Consider the following 16,137-nt stretch of genomic DNA (forward strand, 5'->3'; position numbering starts at 1 on the left):
CACCTCAACAAGAACAACAAGTTCGCCATAACAATAAAAACGAAGCACGCACCTACTTGGGGGGGAGCCTAGGCTCCCCCAGTAGCTTCTACCCCGCGCAGCACGCCGTTCTCCCGCCGCTTCCTACACCATCTCCCGACTCGATGCTAGAATCCGCGCCACTCTCGCGGCCATCACCCGTTCTGGCCAGTCATTCCGTCACACAGTGCCTCCCATGCTGAAAAAGCTGTTCAAGTCTTTACGCTCCCCGCTGCGCCGCGCGAAACAATCGCACAGCACCCCCGAAGTGCTGAGCAACCGTCAGCACCCGATCCACCGCGGGGACATCAGCCGCTATGCCATCAGCGTGGTCGAGCGCCTGCAGAATGCCGGCTACCAGGCCTACTTGGTCGGCGGCTGCGTGCGCGACCTGCTGCTGGACCTCGACCCCAAGGATTTCGACGTCGCCACCAGCGCCACCCCCGAGCAGGTCCGCGCCGAGTTCCGCAACGCCCGGGTGATCGGCCGACGCTTCAAGCTGGTGCACGTGCATTTCGGCCGCGAGATCATCGAGGTGGCCACCTTCCGCGCCAACCACCCCCAGGACGAGGAGGACGACGATCCGCGCGCGTCGCGCCACGAGAGCGGACGCATCCTGCGCGACAACGTCTACGGCAGCCTGGAGGACGACGCCCAGCGCCGCGACTTCACCATCAACGCGCTGTATTACGACCCGGGCAGCGAACGCATCCTCGACTACGCCCACGGCGTGCACGACATCCGCAACCACCTGATCCGCCTGATCGGCGACCCGACCCAGCGCTACCAGGAAGACCCGGTGCGCATGCTGCGGGCGGTGCGCTTCGCCGCCAAGCTGGATTTCGACATCGAGAAACACAGCGCCGCCCCCATCTACAAGCTGGCGCCCATGCTCGGCGAGATTCCCGCCGCGCGCCTGTTCGACGAGGTGCTCAAGCTGTTCCTCGCCGGCTATGCGGTCTACACCTACGAGCTGCTGGTGGACTACGGCCTGTTCGGCCAGCTGTTCCCGGCCAGCGCCGCGGCGCTCAAGCACAACCCGGACTACACCGATACCCTGATCCACAACGCCCTGGCCAACACCGACCTGCGCATCCAGCAGGGCAAGCCGGTGACCCCGGCGTTCCTCTTCGCCGCCCTGCTCTGGCCGGCGCTGCCGGCCCGCGTGCTGAAGCTGCAGGAGCGCGGCATGCCGCCGATCCCGGCGATGCAGGAGGCGGCCCACGAGCTGATCAGCGAGCAGTGCCAGCGCATCGCCGTACCCAAGCGCTTCACCCTGCCGATCCGCGAGATCTGGGACATGCAGGAGCGCCTGCCGCGGCGCAGCGGCAAACGCGCCGACCTGCTGCTGGAGAACCCGCGCTTCCGCGCCGGCTACGACTTCCTCCTGCTGCGCGAAAGCGCCGGCGAGCAGACCGGCGGCCTGGGCGACTGGTGGACCGCCTACCAGGACGCCAGCGACAGCGAGCGGCGCAGCATGATCCGCGACCTCAGCGGCAAGGAAGACGGCCCCGGGGCGCCGCGCAAGCGCAAGCGCAGTGGCGGCCGGCGCAAACGCGGCGCCGGCGAAGGCACGGCCAAGCCCGGTAACGATTGATGGAAAGGGTCTATATCGGCCTGGGCAGCAACCTGGCCGAACCGCTGCAGCAACTGCGCGGCGCCCTCGCCGCGCTGGCCGAGCTGCCCGACTCGCGGCTCGCGGCCACCTCGTCCTTCTATGCCAGCGACCCGCTCGGCCCGGCGGACCAGCCGCGCTACGTCAACGCCGTGGCCGCGCTGGACACCGAGCTCGCCCCCCTGGCCCTGCTCGATGCCCTGCAGGCCATCGAACTGAACCAGGGGCGCACGCGCAAGGCCGAGCGCTGGGGGCCGCGCACCCTGGACCTGGACATCCTGCTGTTCGGCCAGCGCACCCTGGACGAGCCGCGCCTGTGCGTGCCGCACTACCACATGCATGCCCGGCCCTTCGTGCTCTACCCGCTGGCCGAACTGGCCCCCGAGCTGCGCCTGCCGGATGGCCGCTGCCTGAGCGAGTTGCTCGCCGCCTGCCCCTTCGTCGGCCTGGAGCGTCTGGGCTGAGGGCAACCGGCGCAATATGCCCGGTAACGCCCGTAACGAGTCGGTAACACCCGCAATTGACTTCGAGCCGCCCCATCAGGACTATAGGCGTCCCGTTGCCCCGCACCGGTGAAAACCGAGGCCAATGCAGGCCCTTTAGAAGCAGCCCGACTGCCGGCTGGACGCCTGAGTGAGGACGATTTTCATGCCTGACGTTACCCTGAGCACCCTGCAGAGCCTCAAGCAGAGCGGCGAGAAGATCGCCATGCTGACCTGTTACGACGCCACCTTCGCCCAGGTCGCCTGCCAGGCCGGGGTCGAGGTGCTGCTGGTCGGCGACTCCCTCGGCATGGTCCTGCAGGGGCACGACAGCACCCTGCCGGTCAGCGTCGCCGACATGGCCTACCACGTCGCCGCCGTCAAACGCGGCAACCAGGGTGCCCTGATTCTCGTCGACCTGCCCTTCATGGCCTACGCCACCCACGAGCAGACCCTGGCCAACTGCGCCACCCTGATGCAGGCCGGCGCCCACATGGTCAAACTGGAAGGCGCGGCCTGGCTGGCCGAGCCGGTTCGCCTGCTGGCCGAACGCGGCGTGCCGGTCTGCGCCCACCTGGGCCTGACCCCGCAGGCGGTCAACCTGCTCGGCGGCTACAAGGTCCAGGGCCGCCAGGAAGCCCAGGCGCGGCAGATGCGCGCCGACGCCATGGCCCTGGAACAGGCCGGCGCGGCCATGCTGCTGCTCGAGTGCGTGCCCAGCGAACTGGCCGCGGAGATCAGCCAGGCGGTGCGCATCCCGGTGATCGGCATCGGCGCCGGCGGCGCCACCGACGGCCAGGTACTGGTGCTGCACGACATGCTCGGGCTGTCTTTGAGCGGCCGTACGCCCAAGTTCGTCAAGGACTTCATGGCCGGCCAGGACGGCATCCCGGCGGCGCTCGCCGCCTACGTCAGGGCGGTCAAGGACGCCAGCTTCCCCGCCGCCGAACACGGGTTCTCCGCATGAACACGGTCAAGACCATCCGCGATCTGCGCGCCGCCGTAGCCCAGGCCCGCGCCGAGGGCAAGCAGATCGGCTTCGTGCCGACCATGGGCAACCTGCACGCCGGCCATGCCGCCCTGGTGACCAAGGCGGCCCAGCGCGCCGACTTCGTGGTGGCGAGCATCTTCGTCAACCCGTTGCAGTTCGGCCCCAACGAAGACCTCGCCACCTACCCGCGCACCCTCGCCGACGACCAGGACAGGCTGCTCGACGCCGGCTGCCACCTGCTGTTCACCCCGGACGTCGAGGAGATGTACCCGGACGGCATGGCCGGGCAGACCCGGGTCAGCGTACCGGGGGTCGCCGAAGGCCTGTGCGGCGCCAGCCGCCCCGGACACTTCGAGGGGGTCGCCACCGTGGTGACCAAGCTGCTCAACATGGTCCAGCCGGACCTGGCGGTGTTCGGCCAGAAGGACTATCAGCAGCTGGCGGTGATCCGCACCCTGGTGCGCGACCTGAACATGCCGATCCAGATCATCGGCGAGCCGACGGTGCGCGCCGCGGACGGCCTGGCACTGTCTTCGCGCAACGGCTACCTGACGGCCGCACAGCGCACCGTGGCGCCCACCCTGTACCGCGGCCTGCAACAGATCGCCACGGCGCTGCACGCAGGCGAACGCGACTTCGTCCAGTTGATCGCCGCCGCCCAGCAGCAACAGCAGGACGCCGGTTTCCGCCCGGACTACCTGGAGATTCGCGAGGCGAACAGCCTGCGCCCGGCCAGCGCCGCGGACCGCCAGCTGGTGATCCTGGTTGCGGCCTTCCTCGGCAGCACCCGGCTGATCGACAACCTGACGCTCGACCTCGACGCCACCCCCTGACCCGGCAGACACCGGCTGCCGCCCTTACCCGCTTTAGGAGAACGCCATGCATGCGATCATGCTCAAGGCCAAACTGCACCGCGCCGAAGTCACCCATGCCGTGCTCGACTACGAAGGCTCCTGCGCCATCGACGGCGAGTGGCTGGACCTGGCCGGCATCCACGAATACGAGCAGATCCAGATCTACAACATCGACAACGGCGAGCGCTTCACCACCTATGCGATTCGCGGCGAAGCCGGCTCGCGGATGATCTCGGTCAACGGCGCCGCGGCGCACAAGGCCAAGGTAGGCGACCGGGTGATCATCTGCGCCTATGCCCACTACAGCGAGGCCGAACTGGCCAGCTTCAAGCCGCGCATGCTGTACATGGCGCCGGGCAACGAGCTGAGCCACACCAGCAACGCGATCCCGGTGCAGGTTGCCTGAGCCGGCACCAGCCCGGTTACACTCGAAGCCCGGACACGGCCTGTGCTCCGGGCTTTTTATTGTCCCGGGAGCGCGCTCCCGCGACCGCACCAACAGAAGGAAGCCCCGCAATGACGTACTACCAGCACCCGCTCGATGTCACCGCCCTGCCGGCCTGGCAGGCGCTGCAGGACCATCGGGCACGCTTGCAGAACTTCAGCATGCGCGAGGCGTTCAACTCCGACCCCGAGCGCTTCGACCGACTGTCGCTGAGCAGCTGCGGCCTGTTTCTCGACTATTCGAAGAACCTGATCACCGGCGAGACCCGCGACCTGCTGGTACGCCTGGCCCGGGACTGCGGCCTGCAGCAGGCGCTCGACGCCCTGTTCGACGGCGAGGCGGTCAACGCCTCGGAGAGCCGCCCGGCCCTGCACACCGCCCTGCGTCGACCGATCGGCGACCGGGTGCTGGTCGACGGTGTCGACGTTATGCCCGAGGTGCACCGGGTGCTGCACCAGATGACCGAGCTGGTCGGCCGGGTGCACGACGGCCTGTGGCGCGGCTACAGCGAGAAGCCGATCACCGACGTGGTCAACATCGGCATCGGCGGCTCCTTCCTCGGCCCGCAGCTGGTCTCCGAGGCGCTGCTGCCCTTCGCCCAGCGCGGCGTGCGCTGCCACTACCTGGCCAATATCGACGGCAGCTCCTTCCATGAGCTGGCGGCCAGGCTGCGGGCCGAGACCACCCTGTTCATCGTCTCGTCGAAGTCCTTCGGCACCCTGGAGACCCTGAAGAACGCCCAGGCCGCGCGGCGCTGGTACCTGGCCCAGGGCGGCTCCGAGGCCGAGCTGTATCGCCACTTCATCGCCGTGACCAGCAACCAGGAGGCGGCGGTGGCCTTCGGCATCCACGAGGAGAACATCCTGCCGATGTGGGACTGGGTCGGCGGCCGCTACTCGCTGTGGTCGGCCATCGGCCTGCCGATCGCCATGTCCATCGGCATGTCCAACTTCAAGGAGCTGCTGTCCGGCGCCTACAGCATGGACCAGCACTTCCAGAGCGCGCCCTTCGAGGAAAACATGCCGGTGCTGCTGGCCCTGCTGGGTATCTGGTACGGCAACTTCTGGGGCGCCCAGACCCAGGCGATCCTGCCCTACGACCACTACCTGCGCAACATCACCAAGCACCTGCAGCAGCTGGACATGGAGTCCAACGGCAAGCGCGTGCTGCAGGACGGCGCTCCGGCGCCCTGCGCCACCGGGCCGGTGATCTGGGGCGGGGTCGGCTGCAACGGCCAGCATGCCTATCACCAGCTGCTGCACCAGGGCACCCTGTTGATCCCGGCCGACTTCATCGTGCCGGTGGTCAGTTACAACCCGGTGGCCGACCACCACCAGTGGCTGTATGCCAACTGCCTGTCGCAGAGCCAGGCGCTGATGCTCGGCAAGACCCGGGAAGAGGCCGAGGCGGAACTGCGCGCCCAGGGCCTGGACGAGGACGAGGTGCGGCGCCTGGCACCGCACAAGGTGATTCCCGGCAACCGGCCGAGCAACACCCTGGTGCTGGAACGGGTCAGCCCTCGGCGCCTCGGCGCCCTGGTCGCCCTGTACGAGCACAAGGTGTTCGCCCAGAGCGCGATCTGGGGCATCAACGCCTTCGATCAGTGGGGCGTGGAACTGGGCAAGGAACTGGGCAAGAGCGTCTACTCGCGCCTGCTGGGCGCCGAACAGAGCACCGCCGAGGATCAGTCCACCCAGGGCCTGATCGACTTCTTCCGCGCACGCCACCGCGGTTGAACCTGCCCGCGGCCGGGACTTGAAACCGGCCGCCGCTTGGGTGCTACCCTTACGGACATCGCGGACACAACGACAAAAGGACCCGCCATGTTTGAGATCACCCGCCACCCCGTGGCCGACGCCGTGCGCCAGCGCGCCCACCTCGACGCCGAGGCCTACGAGCGCCTGTACCGGCAGTCGGTCGAACAGCCGGAAAGCTTCTGGGCCGAGCAGGCCAAGGCCTTCCTCGACTGGTTCAAACCCTGGCTCAGCGTGCACCACGTCGACATGCACAAGGGCCAGGCCAGCTGGTTCAAGGGCGGGCAGCTGAATGTCAGCTACAACTGCATCGACCGCCACCTGCTGCAGCGCGGCGAACAGATCGCCCTGATCTGGGAGGGCGACAACCCCGGCGAGTCCGCCCACATCAGCTACAACAAGCTGCACCACCAGGTCTGCCGCCTGGCCAACGTGCTCAAGAGCCGGGGCGTGCAGAAGGGCGACCGGGTGTGCATCTACATGCCGATGGTCCCGGAAGCGGCCTATGCCATGCTCGCCTGCGCGCGCATCGGCGCGGTGCACTCGGTGGTGTTCGGCGGCTTCTCCCCCGACGCCCTGCGCGACCGCATCCTCGATGCCGATTGCCGCACCGTGATCACCGCCGACGAAGGCGTGCGCGGCGGCAAGTACGTGCCGCTCAAGGCCAACGTCGACAAGGCCCTGCAGAGCTGCCCGAACGTCTCCACGGTGCTGGTGGTGCAGCGCACCCAGGGCGACATCGCCTGGAATCCCGAGCGCGACCTCTGGTACCACGAGGCCCTGCACGGCGCCAGCAACGATTGCCCGCCCGAGCCGATGGACGCCGAAGACCCGCTGTTCATCCTCTATACCTCGGGCTCCACCGGCAAGCCCAAGGGCGTGCTGCACACCACCGGCGGCTACCTGCTGCAGGCGGCGATGACCCACAAGTACGTGTTCGACTACCACGACGGCGACATCTACTGGTGCACCGCCGATGTCGGCTGGGTCACCGGCCACAGCTACATCGTCTACGGCCCCCTGGCCAACGGCGCCACCAGCCTGATCTTCGAGGGCGTACCGAACTACCCGGACGCCTCGCGCTTCTGGCAGGTCATCGACAAGCACCAGGTCAATATCTTCTACACCGCGCCGACCGCCATCCGCGCCCTGATGCGCGAGGGCGAGGGGCCGGTCAAGAGCGCCTCGCGCAGCAGCCTGCGCCTGCTCGGCTCGGTGGGCGAGCCGATCAACCCGGAAGCCTGGGAGTGGTACTTCAACGTGGTCGGCGAGCGCCGCTGCCCGATCGTCGACACCTGGTGGCAGACCGAGACCGGCGCCATCATGATCGCCCCGCTGCCCGGCGCCACCGACCTCAAGCCCGGCTCGGCGACCCGCCCGTTCTTCGGCGTACAGCCGGTGCTGCTGGACGACCAGGGCCAGGAAATCGAGGGGCCGGGCGCCGGCGTGCTGGCGATCAAGGCCAGCTGGCCGAGCCAGATCCGCAGCGTCTACGGCGATCACCAGCGACTGATCGACACCTACTTCAAGCCCTACCCCGGCTACTACTTCAGCGGCGACGGCGCCCGCCGCGACGAGGACGGCTACTACTGGATCACCGGCCGGGTCGACGACGTGATCAACGTCTCCGGCCACCGCATCGGCACCGCCGAGGTGGAAAGCGCCCTGGTGCTGCACGACGCGGTGGCCGAGGCCGCGGTGGTCGGCTACCCCCACGACGTCAAGGGCCAGGGCATCTACGCCTTCGTCACGCCGATGAACGGGGTGGCGCCGAGCGACGAGCTGAAGAAAGAACTGCTGGCCCTGGTCGGCAAGGAAATCGGCAGCTTCGCCAAGCCGGAACTGCTGCAGTGGGCCCCGGGCCTGCCGAAGACCCGCTCCGGCAAGATCATGCGGCGCATCCTGCGCAAGATCGCCTGCAACGAGCTGGACAGCCTCGGCGACACCTCGACCCTGGCCGATCCCTCGGTGGTCGACGGCCTGATCGACCAGCGCCTCAATCGCTGAACGAGGCAACCGCCGCCCCGTCCACCGCGACGGGGCGCTGCCCCCTGCGCCAGGCGCCACGCACCTGACCGGGCGGTTCGGCCGCTGGCCGGCGGCCTGGGCTCTGTGCCAACATAGCCCTCCTTCGCGGCCTGCCGCGCCCGCCATTCGTGAGGATCGATCATGCAAGAAGTCGTCATCGTCGCCGCCACCCGCACCGCCATAGGCAGCTTCCAGGGCTCGCTGGCCGGCATTCCGGCCGTCGAACTGGGCGCCGCGGTGATCCGCCGCCTGCTCGAGCAGAGCGGCCTGGAGGGCGCCCAGGTCGACGAGGTGATCCTCGGCCAGGTACTCACCGCAGGCGCCGGGCAGAACCCCGCGCGCCAGGCGGCGATCCACGCCGGCCTGCCCCACGCGGTACCGGCGCTGACCCTCAACAAGGTCTGCGGCTCCGGGCTCAAGGCCCTGCACCTGGGGGCCCAGGCCATTCGCTGCGGCGACGCCGAGGTAATCATCGCCGGCGGCATGGAAAACATGAGCCTGGCCCCCCACGTCGTGCCCAACATGCGCAGCGGCCTGCGCATGGGCCACGGCAAGCTGATCGACAGCATGATCCACGACGGCCTGTGGGACGCCTTCAACGACTACCACATGGGCATCACCGCCGAGAACCTGGCCGACAAGTACCAGATCGGCCGCGCGGAGCAGGACGCCTTCGCCGCCGAGTCGCAGCGCAAGGCCGCGGCGGCCATCGAGTCGGGCCGCTTCGTGGAGGAGATCACCCCGATCCTCATCCCCCAGCGCAAGGGCGAGCCCCTGGCCTTCGCCACCGACGAGCAGCCCCGCGCCGGCACCACCCTGGAGTCCCTGGCCAGCATCAAGCCGGCATTCAAGAAGGACGGCAGCGTCACCTCCGGCAACGCCTCCAGCCTCAACGACGGCGCCGCCGCGGTGCTGCTGATGAGCGCGGCCAAGGCCGAGGCCCTCGGCCTGCCGGTGCTGGCGCGGATTGCCGCCTACGCCAACGCCGGGGTCGATCCGGCGATCATGGGCATCGCCCCGGTCTCCGCCACCCGCCGCTGCCTGGACAAGGCCGGCTGGAGCCTGGAGCAGCTGGACCTGATCGAGGCCAACGAGGCCTTCGCCGTGCAGGCCCTGGCGGTCGGCAAGGAACTGGGCTGGGAGGCCGAGAAGGTCAACGTCAATGGCGGCGCCATCGCCCTGGGCCACCCGATCGGCGGCTCCGGCTGCCGGGTGCTGGTGACCCTGCTGCACGAGATGCTCAAGCGCGACGCCAAGAAGGGCCTGGCCACCCTGTGCATCGGCGGCGGCCAGGGCGTGGCCCTGGCCATCGAGCGCTAAGCACCGCCACCGCGCGACTTAACGCCGGCGTGACTGCGCAAAGAAGGCGCCGGCGTTTTTCTTGCTAAACTGCGCGCCCCTCTATTAGCGAGTCGCCGCGCATGTCCTCTCTCGATCAGGCGCTGCGCGCCGCCCTCCACAACCGCCAGGCGCTGCTCGACGAACTGCACGGGCAGGGCAGCGACTGCTACCGCCTGTTCCACGGCAGCCAGGAGGGCGCCGGTGGCCTGACCCTGGACCGCTACGGCCCGCAGCTGCTGGTGCAAAGCTTCCACCGGCCCCTCGAGCGCGAGCAGTTGCTGAGCCTGGCCGAGCAGTGCCGCACATGGCTCGGCCAGCCCCTGCTGCTGGTGTACAACGACCGCTCCGGCGGCAACTCGCGGATCGACCGCAGCGACCCGGTCTACCGCGCCGAGGAGGCCGCCCTGGCGGATCTGGTCGGCCACGAATGGGGGCTAAAGTATCGGGTGCGTGGTCGCCACCCTGGACAGGACCCGCTGCTGTTTCTCGACCTGCGCAACGCCCGCGGCTGGGTCAAGGCCCACTGCGCCGGCCAGTCGGTGCTCAACCTGTTCGCCTACACCTGTGGCGTCGGCCTCGCCGCAGCAGCCGGCGGCGCCCGCGAGGTGCTCAACCTGGACTTCGCCGAAGGCAACCTGGCCGTGGGTCGCGAGAACGGCGCGCTCAACCCCGAGCTACCGGCCATGCAGTTCGTCCAGTCGGACTACTTCCCGGCGATTCGCCAACTGGCCGGCCTGCCGATCGCCCAGCGCCGCGGACAGAAGCTGCCGAACTACCCGCGCCTGGCGCCACGCCAGTTCGACCTGGTCTTCCTCGACCCGCCGGCCTGGGCCAAGAGCGCCTTCGGCACCGTCGACCTGCTGCGCGACTACCAGAGCCTGCTCAAGCCGGCGATTCTCGCCACCGCCGACGACGGCGTGCTGGTCTGCTGCAACAACCTGGCGAAGGTCGCCCTGGTCGACTGGCGCGAGCAGGTGCTGCGCTGCGCCGCCAAGCTCGGCCGCCCGGTACGCGACTGCCAGGTGCTGAGCCCCGCGGCGGACTTCCCCTCCCAGGATGGCCAGCCGCCGCTGAAGACCCTGATCCTGAGATTCTGAGTCAGGCAGTTGCGACCGAAAAGCCGGCACCCGCGGCATTTTGAACCCGCGGCCCGTGCCATACTCCAAGGCACTTCGCATCGGAACAGTTGCCGCTTCATGTACAAAGGATTGAAACGCGCCGTCGGCGCCCTGTTGATCGCCAGCGTCCTCTACAGCCTGCTGGGCTTCCTCATCCTGCCCGGCATCGCCCTGCGCATCGCCAACCAGCAGCTGGCGCTGTACGCCACCCAACCGGCCCGGGTGGAACGCCTGCAACTCAACCCCTTCAGTCTGGAACTCGGCCTGTGGGGGTTGCGCATCGGCGAGTCGGGCCAGGAGCAACTGGCCTTCGAGCGTCTGTACGCCGACCTGCAACTGGACAGCCTGTGGCGCGGCGTCCTGCACCTGGCGGCCATCGAGCTGGATAAGGGCCATGGCGAGGTGCGGCTGGCCCGAGACGGCACCCTCAACCTGAGCCAGTTGTTCAAGCTGCCGCCCCCTCAGGAGCGGCCCCCCGAAGAGCCGGACGCCGCCCCCTTCCCGCTGCGCATCGAGCGCCTGCGTCTGAGCGAGTCGAGCCTGCGCTTCGAAGACCTGCGACCCGGCGAGCCGGTGGCCCTCGCCTACGACTCGCTCGACCTGGAGCTGCGCAATCTTAGCACCCTGGCCGACGACAGCACCGAGATGCGCCTGGTCGCCAGCGGCCCCCAGGGCGCGCGAATCGACTGGCAAGGCCAGCTCAGCCTGGCCCCTCTCGCCTCCAGTGGCCAGTTGCGCGTCTCCGGCATCCGCCTGCGCACCTTCTGGCCCTATGTACGCCAAGCCATGCCCCTGGCCCTGGAAAGCGGCGAGCTCGACCTGAACACCGACTATCGCCTGAGCCTGGCCCAGGGCACCGAACTGCAACTGAGCAACGCGGCCGTCGGCGTGGCCGACGTGGCCCTGGCCGGCCCGGACGGCAAGCCGCTGCTGCGCCTGGAACGCCTGGACATCGGCGAGACCCGCCTGGACCTGGGCAAACGCCAGGTCGTGGTCGGCAAGCTGCGCAGTCGCAACCTGGAAACCTGGGCCGCCCGCGAAGCCGACGGCCAGCTGGACTGGCAGAAGCTGCTGGCCGGCCAGCCCGCCACTGCGCCATCCCCGTCGCGCCCCGCTGCTGCCACCGAGCAGGATGCGCCAGCGGCCGCGAACAAGGCCACCCCGGAACCCGCCTGGCAGGTGCTACTGCGCGATGTGCAACTGCGCGAGTACCGGGCCCACCTGGCCGACCGCGTACCGCAGCAGCAGGTGGAACTGGAGCTCGGCCCCCTCGCGCTCGACCTGAGCGACTTCGACAGCCGCGGCACCTCGCCCTTCGTCCTCAAGCTGGATACCGGCCTGGGCAAGCAGGGCCGACTGCAGGCCGAGGGCCAGGTGCAGCTGAGCCCCACCACGGCCAGCCTGCAAGTCGCCAGTCGCGATATCGATCTGCGCCTGGCCCAGGCCTACCTCAGCCCTTACCTGCGTCTGGAACTGCGCAGTGGCCAGCTCGGCAGCGACCTGCAGGTCGAGCTGGCCGGCCTCCAGCCGCTGAGTTTCAGCATTCGCGGCCAGGCTCAGATCAACCAGCTGCACAGCCTCGACACAATCAAGGAGCGCGACTTCGTGCGCTGGCAGCGCCTCGACCTGGATGGCCTCGACTACCGGCACGGCGACAGCCTGAACATCGACAAGGTGCGCCTGCAGCAACCCTATGCACGCTTCATCATCAACGAGGACCTGAGCACCAACCTCAACGAACTGCTGATCGCTCAGCCAGACGCTCCAGCCGCAACGACGCCCGCCGGCAAGGCGCTGGGCATTCGCATCGGCGAGGTGAGCATCGCCGACGGCTCGGCCAACTTCGCCGACTTCAGCCTGACCCCCAACTTCGCCACCGCCATCCAGCAGCTGGACGGCCGTATCGGCACCCTCGACAGCCGCAGCGCCAAGCCGGCCAGCGTGACCCTGAACGGCAAGGTCGACCGCTACGCGCCGATGAGCGTCGAGGGCAGCCTCAACCCCTTCGACCCGCTGGACAGCCTGGATATCGCCACCCAGTTCAAGCAGGTCGAGCTCACCACCCTCACCCCCTATTCCGGCAAGTTCGCCGGCTACCGCATCCGCAAGGGGCGCCTCAACCTGGACCTGCACTACCGCATCAGCAAGGGCCGGCTGCAGGCCGAGAACAGCGTGCTGGTCGAGCAGCTGCAACTGGGCGAGAAGGTCGACAGCCCCAGCGCGGTGGATCTGCCGGTACGCCTGGCCGTCGCCCTGCTCAAGGATGCCGATGGCCGGATCGCCCTCCAGCTGCCGGTCCAGGGTGACCTCAACAACCCCGAGTTCAGCGTGATGCCGATCGTCTGGAAGACCCTGCGCAACCTGGTACTGCGGGCCGCCCAGGCGCCGTTCAAGTTCATCGGCGGCCTGGTCGGCGGCGGCGCCGACATGGACCTGAGCAACGTGCCGTTCGCCGTCGGCAGCGCGGAGCTCGATGGCAACGCCCAGGCCACCCTGGATACCCTGGCAGGCGCGCTGAACCAACGCCCGGCGCTGCGCCTGGAGGTCGAGGGCCTGAGTGCCCAGGACAGCGATGGTCCGCCACTAGCCGAACAACGCCTGCAGCGCGAATACCAGAACACCTACTACAAGATCCTCCAGCGCCGCGGCGAGGCCGTACCGGACGAGCCGGCCCAGCTGCAGGTGCCCGAGGACGAGAAAGCCGCGTTGCTCGAGGGCATCTACCGGGTCCGCCTGAAACAGCAGCCCCCTGCCGAATGGCTCGAGCTGGACACGCCAGAGCGCACCGCCAGGCTGCGCGACGCCGTGCTGCAGTCCTGGGCCCAGAGCAAGTTGCTGCAACGCCAACTGGCCCAGGCCCGCGCCGCCACCATCAAGGACTACCTGGTCGAGCGCGGCGGTCTGGCCGACGCGCGCATCTACCTGCTGGATGTCCGCCTGGGCCAGGCCCAGGCGGACGGACGAGTGGCCACCCCCCTGCACCTCGATAGCGAATAAGCTGAAGCCGATGATCATGAAAGCCTTAAGCCTGGCCCTGCTCATGGGCTACACCGCCCTCGCCCAGGCCGACACCCTGCGCTGCGGCAGCCAACTGGTCAGCCTCGGCGACCGCAGCTTCGAGGTCGAGCAGAAGTGCGGCGAGCCGGCATTCCGCGATCTGGTCGGCTACACCCTGGGCCCCTACGAGCGGCGCGAGTTCAAGATCGAGGAGTGGGTCTACGGCCCCAGCAACGGGGTGCTGAGCATTCTCACCTTCGAGGGCAACCGCCTGACCCGCATCGAACGGCGCCGCCAACGCTGACGTCCGCCCTGCCAGGGTATAGGCTGAAGCCTTCCAAGCCGTTCCCGGTGACCCCGATGAAAGCCTTCATCCTCATCCTCGCGCTCGGCCTGTCGACTTCGCTCGTTGCAGCCTCGACCCTGCGTTGCGGCAGCGCCCTGGTCAGTCGCGACGACAGCGCCGCCGAGGTCCTCGACAAGTGCGGCGAGCCACGCAGTCGAGACTTCCTCGGCTACCGCGAAGTGGTGGACTACTACGGCTTGCGCCACGAAGTGGCGGTGGAAGAGTGGACCTACGGCCCGCGCAACGGCATGTACCACTTCCTGCGCTTCGAGGGTAATCGCCTGCACAGCATCGACAGCGAGCGCGGCAACTGACAAGCGCCGATGCGCCTGCTAGGCTCGCAGCTTTGCCCCGGAACAAGGAAGCTCCACCATGCGCCGAATCGGTCTGTTCATCACCCTGCTCTTGAGCGTCACCTGCGCCCAGGCCTCCCTGCGCTGCGAACATGGCATCGCCGACAAGGGCGACCGCACCAGCGAAGTCCAGGCCAAGTGTGGCGAAGCCGCCAGCCGCAGCCTGGTCGGCTATACCCAGAACGCCGACGGCAACCAGGAACTGCCGATCGAGGAGTGGGTCTACGGCCCGCGCAACGGCATGTACTACTACCTGACCTTCCAGGGCGGTCGCCTGCAGCGCATCGACAGCCAGCGCGGCAACTGACGCGGGCAGGGCCATCAGCACATGCTCATCCTACCTGCCGAACACCCGCTGGACTGGAAGAAACCGCCGGTCGTCACCCTGCTGCTGATCCTGCTCAACGTGCTGATCTACTTCGGCTACCAGGGCGGCGATCAGGCGCGCGAGGCGCAGGCGATCCAGACCTACCTCGACGGCGGCCTGCTCAACCGCGAGCGGACGCTGTTTCTCGAGTCCTTCAGCGAGCGCCGCGAACTGGATGCCGAGCAGCGGCGCTACGTCGACGCCATGCGCCGCAGCGACCTGGCCCGCCTGGTGCTCTACGACCTGCAGTTCGAGAGCCGCCTGCACCACAACCCCGAGTATCTGGCCGATTCGGCCTGGCAGGCCGCGCGCACACAGGCGGAAGCGGCGCGCGACCGCATCAGCAGCATGCGCTTCGGCTTCATCCCGGCCCGCTTCAGTGTCGAGGGGCTGTTCGGCGCCATGTTCCTGCACGGCGACTTCGGCCACCTGGCCGGCAACATGCTGTTCCTGTTCATCTTCGGCTTCGCCCTGGAAATCGCCCTGGGCCGCTGGCTGTACCTCGGTCTCTACCTGCTCAGCGGGGTGGCCTCGCACCTGCTGTGGTGGATCATGGACCCGGTCTGGGTCAGCGGCGTCGGCGCCTCCGGGGCCATCTCCGGTTTGATGGGCATGTATCTGGGCGTCTACGGCCTGCGCCGGATCAACTTCTTCTACTGGCTGGGCCCGCTGTTCGGCTACTTCCGCGCGCCGGCCCTGTGGATCCTGCCGGTGTGGCTGGGCAAGGAGTTGTACGGCCTGCTGCTGGCCGACGACAACGTCAACTATTACGCCCACCTCGGCGGCCTGGGTGCCGGTTTCCTCACGGTCTGGTTGCCGCGCCTGAGCGGCAAACTGCGGGTCGATGAGGCCTACCTGCACAAGGAAGACCCGGACGCGCCTTTCAAGCGCGAACTGGAGAGCCTGGACCGCGCGATCGGCAGCTTCGCCCTCGACCAGGCCGCCAGCCGCGGCCGGCAACTGCTCGAGCGTCACCCCGGCCGCCTGGAGCTGCTCGAGCGCCTCTACCCGCTGGCCCATAGCCGTCAGGACAAGGCCCTGCTCGGCGACGTGCTGCGCCAGCTATTCGCCCTGCCGCAGCAGGCCGCCAGTTTGCCCCTGCTGCAGCGCCTGGCCGAAGACAGCCGTGCGGCCGGCCAGCCCCTGCTGCAGCACCCGGCCGTGCAACTGCACCTGCTGCGCCACCTGCTGCAGGCCGAGCAGCACGCCTTGGCCCTGGCCGCCTGGCGCCGTCTCAGCCGCGCCGCCCAGCAGCCCGCCGAACTGCCGGCGCTGACCCTGCGCCTGGGCAAGCTACTCGGCCGCCGGCAGGACATGGGCGGCCTCGCCGAACTCGGTCAGTTCCTCAGTCAACGCTACCCAGAGGCCGAGCAGACCGTACAACTCGGCCTGCTCCGGCGCCACCTGGCACGCTGAGCAGCACGGCCC

14 protein-coding genes are annotated in these 16,137 nt (G+C 68.6%); all 14 read left to right on the forward strand.

Annotated elements, in window-relative coordinates:
- Positions 1–214: 214 nt before the first annotated feature.
- The gene (locus tag ACSX1C_RS12085; protein ID WP_318645016.1) at positions 215–1,615 is read left to right on the forward strand and encodes a polynucleotide adenylyltransferase PcnB; all 1,401 of its coding nucleotides are present in this window, start codon (positions 215–217) and stop codon (positions 1,613–1,615) included.
- Positions 1,615–2,097: a 2-amino-4-hydroxy-6-hydroxymethyldihydropteridine diphosphokinase gene (gene folK, locus ACSX1C_RS12090; RefSeq protein WP_369959977.1), complete on the forward strand. Its 483-nt coding sequence runs from the start codon at positions 1,615–1,617 to the stop codon at positions 2,095–2,097. Before ACSX1C_RS12085 ends, folK begins: the two co-directional genes overlap by 1 nt.
- Before the next feature lie 184 nt (positions 2,098–2,281).
- Positions 2,282–3,082, forward strand: coding sequence for a 3-methyl-2-oxobutanoate hydroxymethyltransferase (panB, locus tag ACSX1C_RS12095; RefSeq protein WP_439886332.1), 801 nt, complete (start codon positions 2,282–2,284; stop codon positions 3,080–3,082).
- Positions 3,079–3,939 (forward strand): pantoate--beta-alanine ligase, encoded by an 861-nt coding sequence (gene panC / locus ACSX1C_RS12100; protein WP_439886333.1) that lies wholly within the window; start codon positions 3,079–3,081, stop codon positions 3,937–3,939. The genes panB and panC overlap by 4 nt, the downstream gene beginning before the upstream one ends.
- Positions 3,940–3,985: 46 nt before the next feature.
- Entirely contained in the window at positions 3,986–4,366 is a 381-nt protein-coding gene (gene panD, locus ACSX1C_RS12105) for an aspartate 1-decarboxylase (protein ID WP_213639319.1), read from the forward strand.
- Between the two features lie 110 nt (positions 4,367–4,476).
- On the forward strand, positions 4,477–6,141 hold the full coding sequence (gene pgi / locus ACSX1C_RS12110) for a glucose-6-phosphate isomerase (RefSeq protein WP_439886334.1): 1,665 nt from the start codon (positions 4,477–4,479) through the stop codon (positions 6,139–6,141).
- Between the two features lie 87 nt (positions 6,142–6,228).
- Positions 6,229–8,166 carry an acetate--CoA ligase gene (gene acs, locus ACSX1C_RS12115; protein ID WP_439886335.1) on the forward strand — a complete coding sequence of 646 codons (1,938 nt, stop codon included), beginning with the start codon at positions 6,229–6,231 and terminating at the stop codon, positions 8,164–8,166.
- A 162-nt stretch (positions 8,167–8,328) separates the two neighbouring features.
- Positions 8,329–9,507 (forward strand): acetyl-CoA C-acetyltransferase, encoded by a 1,179-nt coding sequence (locus ACSX1C_RS12120; RefSeq protein ID WP_439886336.1) that lies wholly within the window; start codon positions 8,329–8,331, stop codon positions 9,505–9,507.
- 101 nt (positions 9,508–9,608) lie between these two features.
- Complete coding sequence (locus tag ACSX1C_RS12125; protein WP_439886337.1) at positions 9,609–10,625, forward strand: class I SAM-dependent rRNA methyltransferase; 1,017 nt, start codon at positions 9,609–9,611, stop codon at positions 10,623–10,625.
- A gap of 99 nt (positions 10,626–10,724) precedes the next feature.
- Entirely contained in the window at positions 10,725–13,643 is a 2,919-nt protein-coding gene (locus ACSX1C_RS12130; protein ID WP_439886338.1) for a DUF748 domain-containing protein, read from the forward strand.
- A gap of 10 nt (positions 13,644–13,653) precedes the next feature.
- The gene (locus ACSX1C_RS12135; RefSeq protein ID WP_439886339.1) at positions 13,654–13,947 is read left to right on the forward strand and encodes a DUF2845 domain-containing protein; all 294 of its coding nucleotides are present in this window, start codon (positions 13,654–13,656) and stop codon (positions 13,945–13,947) included.
- Positions 13,948–14,003: 56 nt separating this feature from the next.
- Positions 14,004–14,303: a DUF2845 domain-containing protein gene (locus ACSX1C_RS12140; RefSeq protein ID WP_439886340.1), complete on the forward strand. Its 300-nt coding sequence runs from the start codon at positions 14,004–14,006 to the stop codon at positions 14,301–14,303.
- A gap of 58 nt (positions 14,304–14,361) precedes the next feature.
- Positions 14,362–14,649, forward strand: a complete 288-nt coding sequence (locus ACSX1C_RS12145) for a DUF2845 domain-containing protein (RefSeq protein ID WP_439886341.1) — start codon at positions 14,362–14,364, stop codon at positions 14,647–14,649.
- 21 nt (positions 14,650–14,670) lie between these two features.
- On the forward strand, positions 14,671–16,125 hold the full coding sequence (locus tag ACSX1C_RS12150; protein ID WP_439886342.1) for a rhomboid family intramembrane serine protease: 1,455 nt from the start codon (positions 14,671–14,673) through the stop codon (positions 16,123–16,125).
- Positions 16,126–16,137: the final 12 nt, after the last annotated feature.

The organism is Pseudomonas sp. MBLB4123 (genome assembly GCF_051904775.1).
GTDB classification, from domain to species: domain Bacteria; phylum Pseudomonadota; class Gammaproteobacteria; order Pseudomonadales; family Pseudomonadaceae; genus Aquipseudomonas; species Aquipseudomonas benzenivorans_B.

Bases quoted from the DNA above. Each gene is read 5' to 3' on its own strand.
- ACSX1C_RS12085 (WP_318645016.1), top strand. From the start codon at position 215: ATGCTGAAAAAGCTGTTCAAGTCTTTACGCTCCCCGCTGCGCCGCGCG.
- folK (WP_369959977.1), top strand. From the start codon at position 1,615: ATGGAAAGGGTCTATATCGGCCTGGGCAGCAACCTGGCCGAACCGCTG.
- panB (WP_439886332.1), top strand. From the start codon at position 2,282: ATGCCTGACGTTACCCTGAGCACCCTGCAGAGCCTCAAGCAGAGCGGC.
- panC (WP_439886333.1), top strand. From the start codon at position 3,079: ATGAACACGGTCAAGACCATCCGCGATCTGCGCGCCGCCGTAGCCCAG.
- panD (WP_213639319.1), top strand. From the start codon at position 3,986: ATGCATGCGATCATGCTCAAGGCCAAACTGCACCGCGCCGAAGTCACC.
- pgi (WP_439886334.1), top strand. From the start codon at position 4,477: ATGACGTACTACCAGCACCCGCTCGATGTCACCGCCCTGCCGGCCTGG.
- acs (WP_439886335.1), top strand. From the start codon at position 6,229: ATGTTTGAGATCACCCGCCACCCCGTGGCCGACGCCGTGCGCCAGCGC.
- ACSX1C_RS12120 (WP_439886336.1), top strand. From the start codon at position 8,329: ATGCAAGAAGTCGTCATCGTCGCCGCCACCCGCACCGCCATAGGCAGC.
- ACSX1C_RS12125 (WP_439886337.1), top strand. From the start codon at position 9,609: ATGTCCTCTCTCGATCAGGCGCTGCGCGCCGCCCTCCACAACCGCCAG.
- ACSX1C_RS12130 (WP_439886338.1), top strand. From the start codon at position 10,725: ATGTACAAAGGATTGAAACGCGCCGTCGGCGCCCTGTTGATCGCCAGC.
- ACSX1C_RS12135 (WP_439886339.1), top strand. From the start codon at position 13,654: ATGATCATGAAAGCCTTAAGCCTGGCCCTGCTCATGGGCTACACCGCC.
- ACSX1C_RS12140 (WP_439886340.1), top strand. From the start codon at position 14,004: ATGAAAGCCTTCATCCTCATCCTCGCGCTCGGCCTGTCGACTTCGCTC.
- ACSX1C_RS12145 (WP_439886341.1), top strand. From the start codon at position 14,362: ATGCGCCGAATCGGTCTGTTCATCACCCTGCTCTTGAGCGTCACCTGC.
- ACSX1C_RS12150 (WP_439886342.1), top strand. From the start codon at position 14,671: ATGCTCATCCTACCTGCCGAACACCCGCTGGACTGGAAGAAACCGCCG.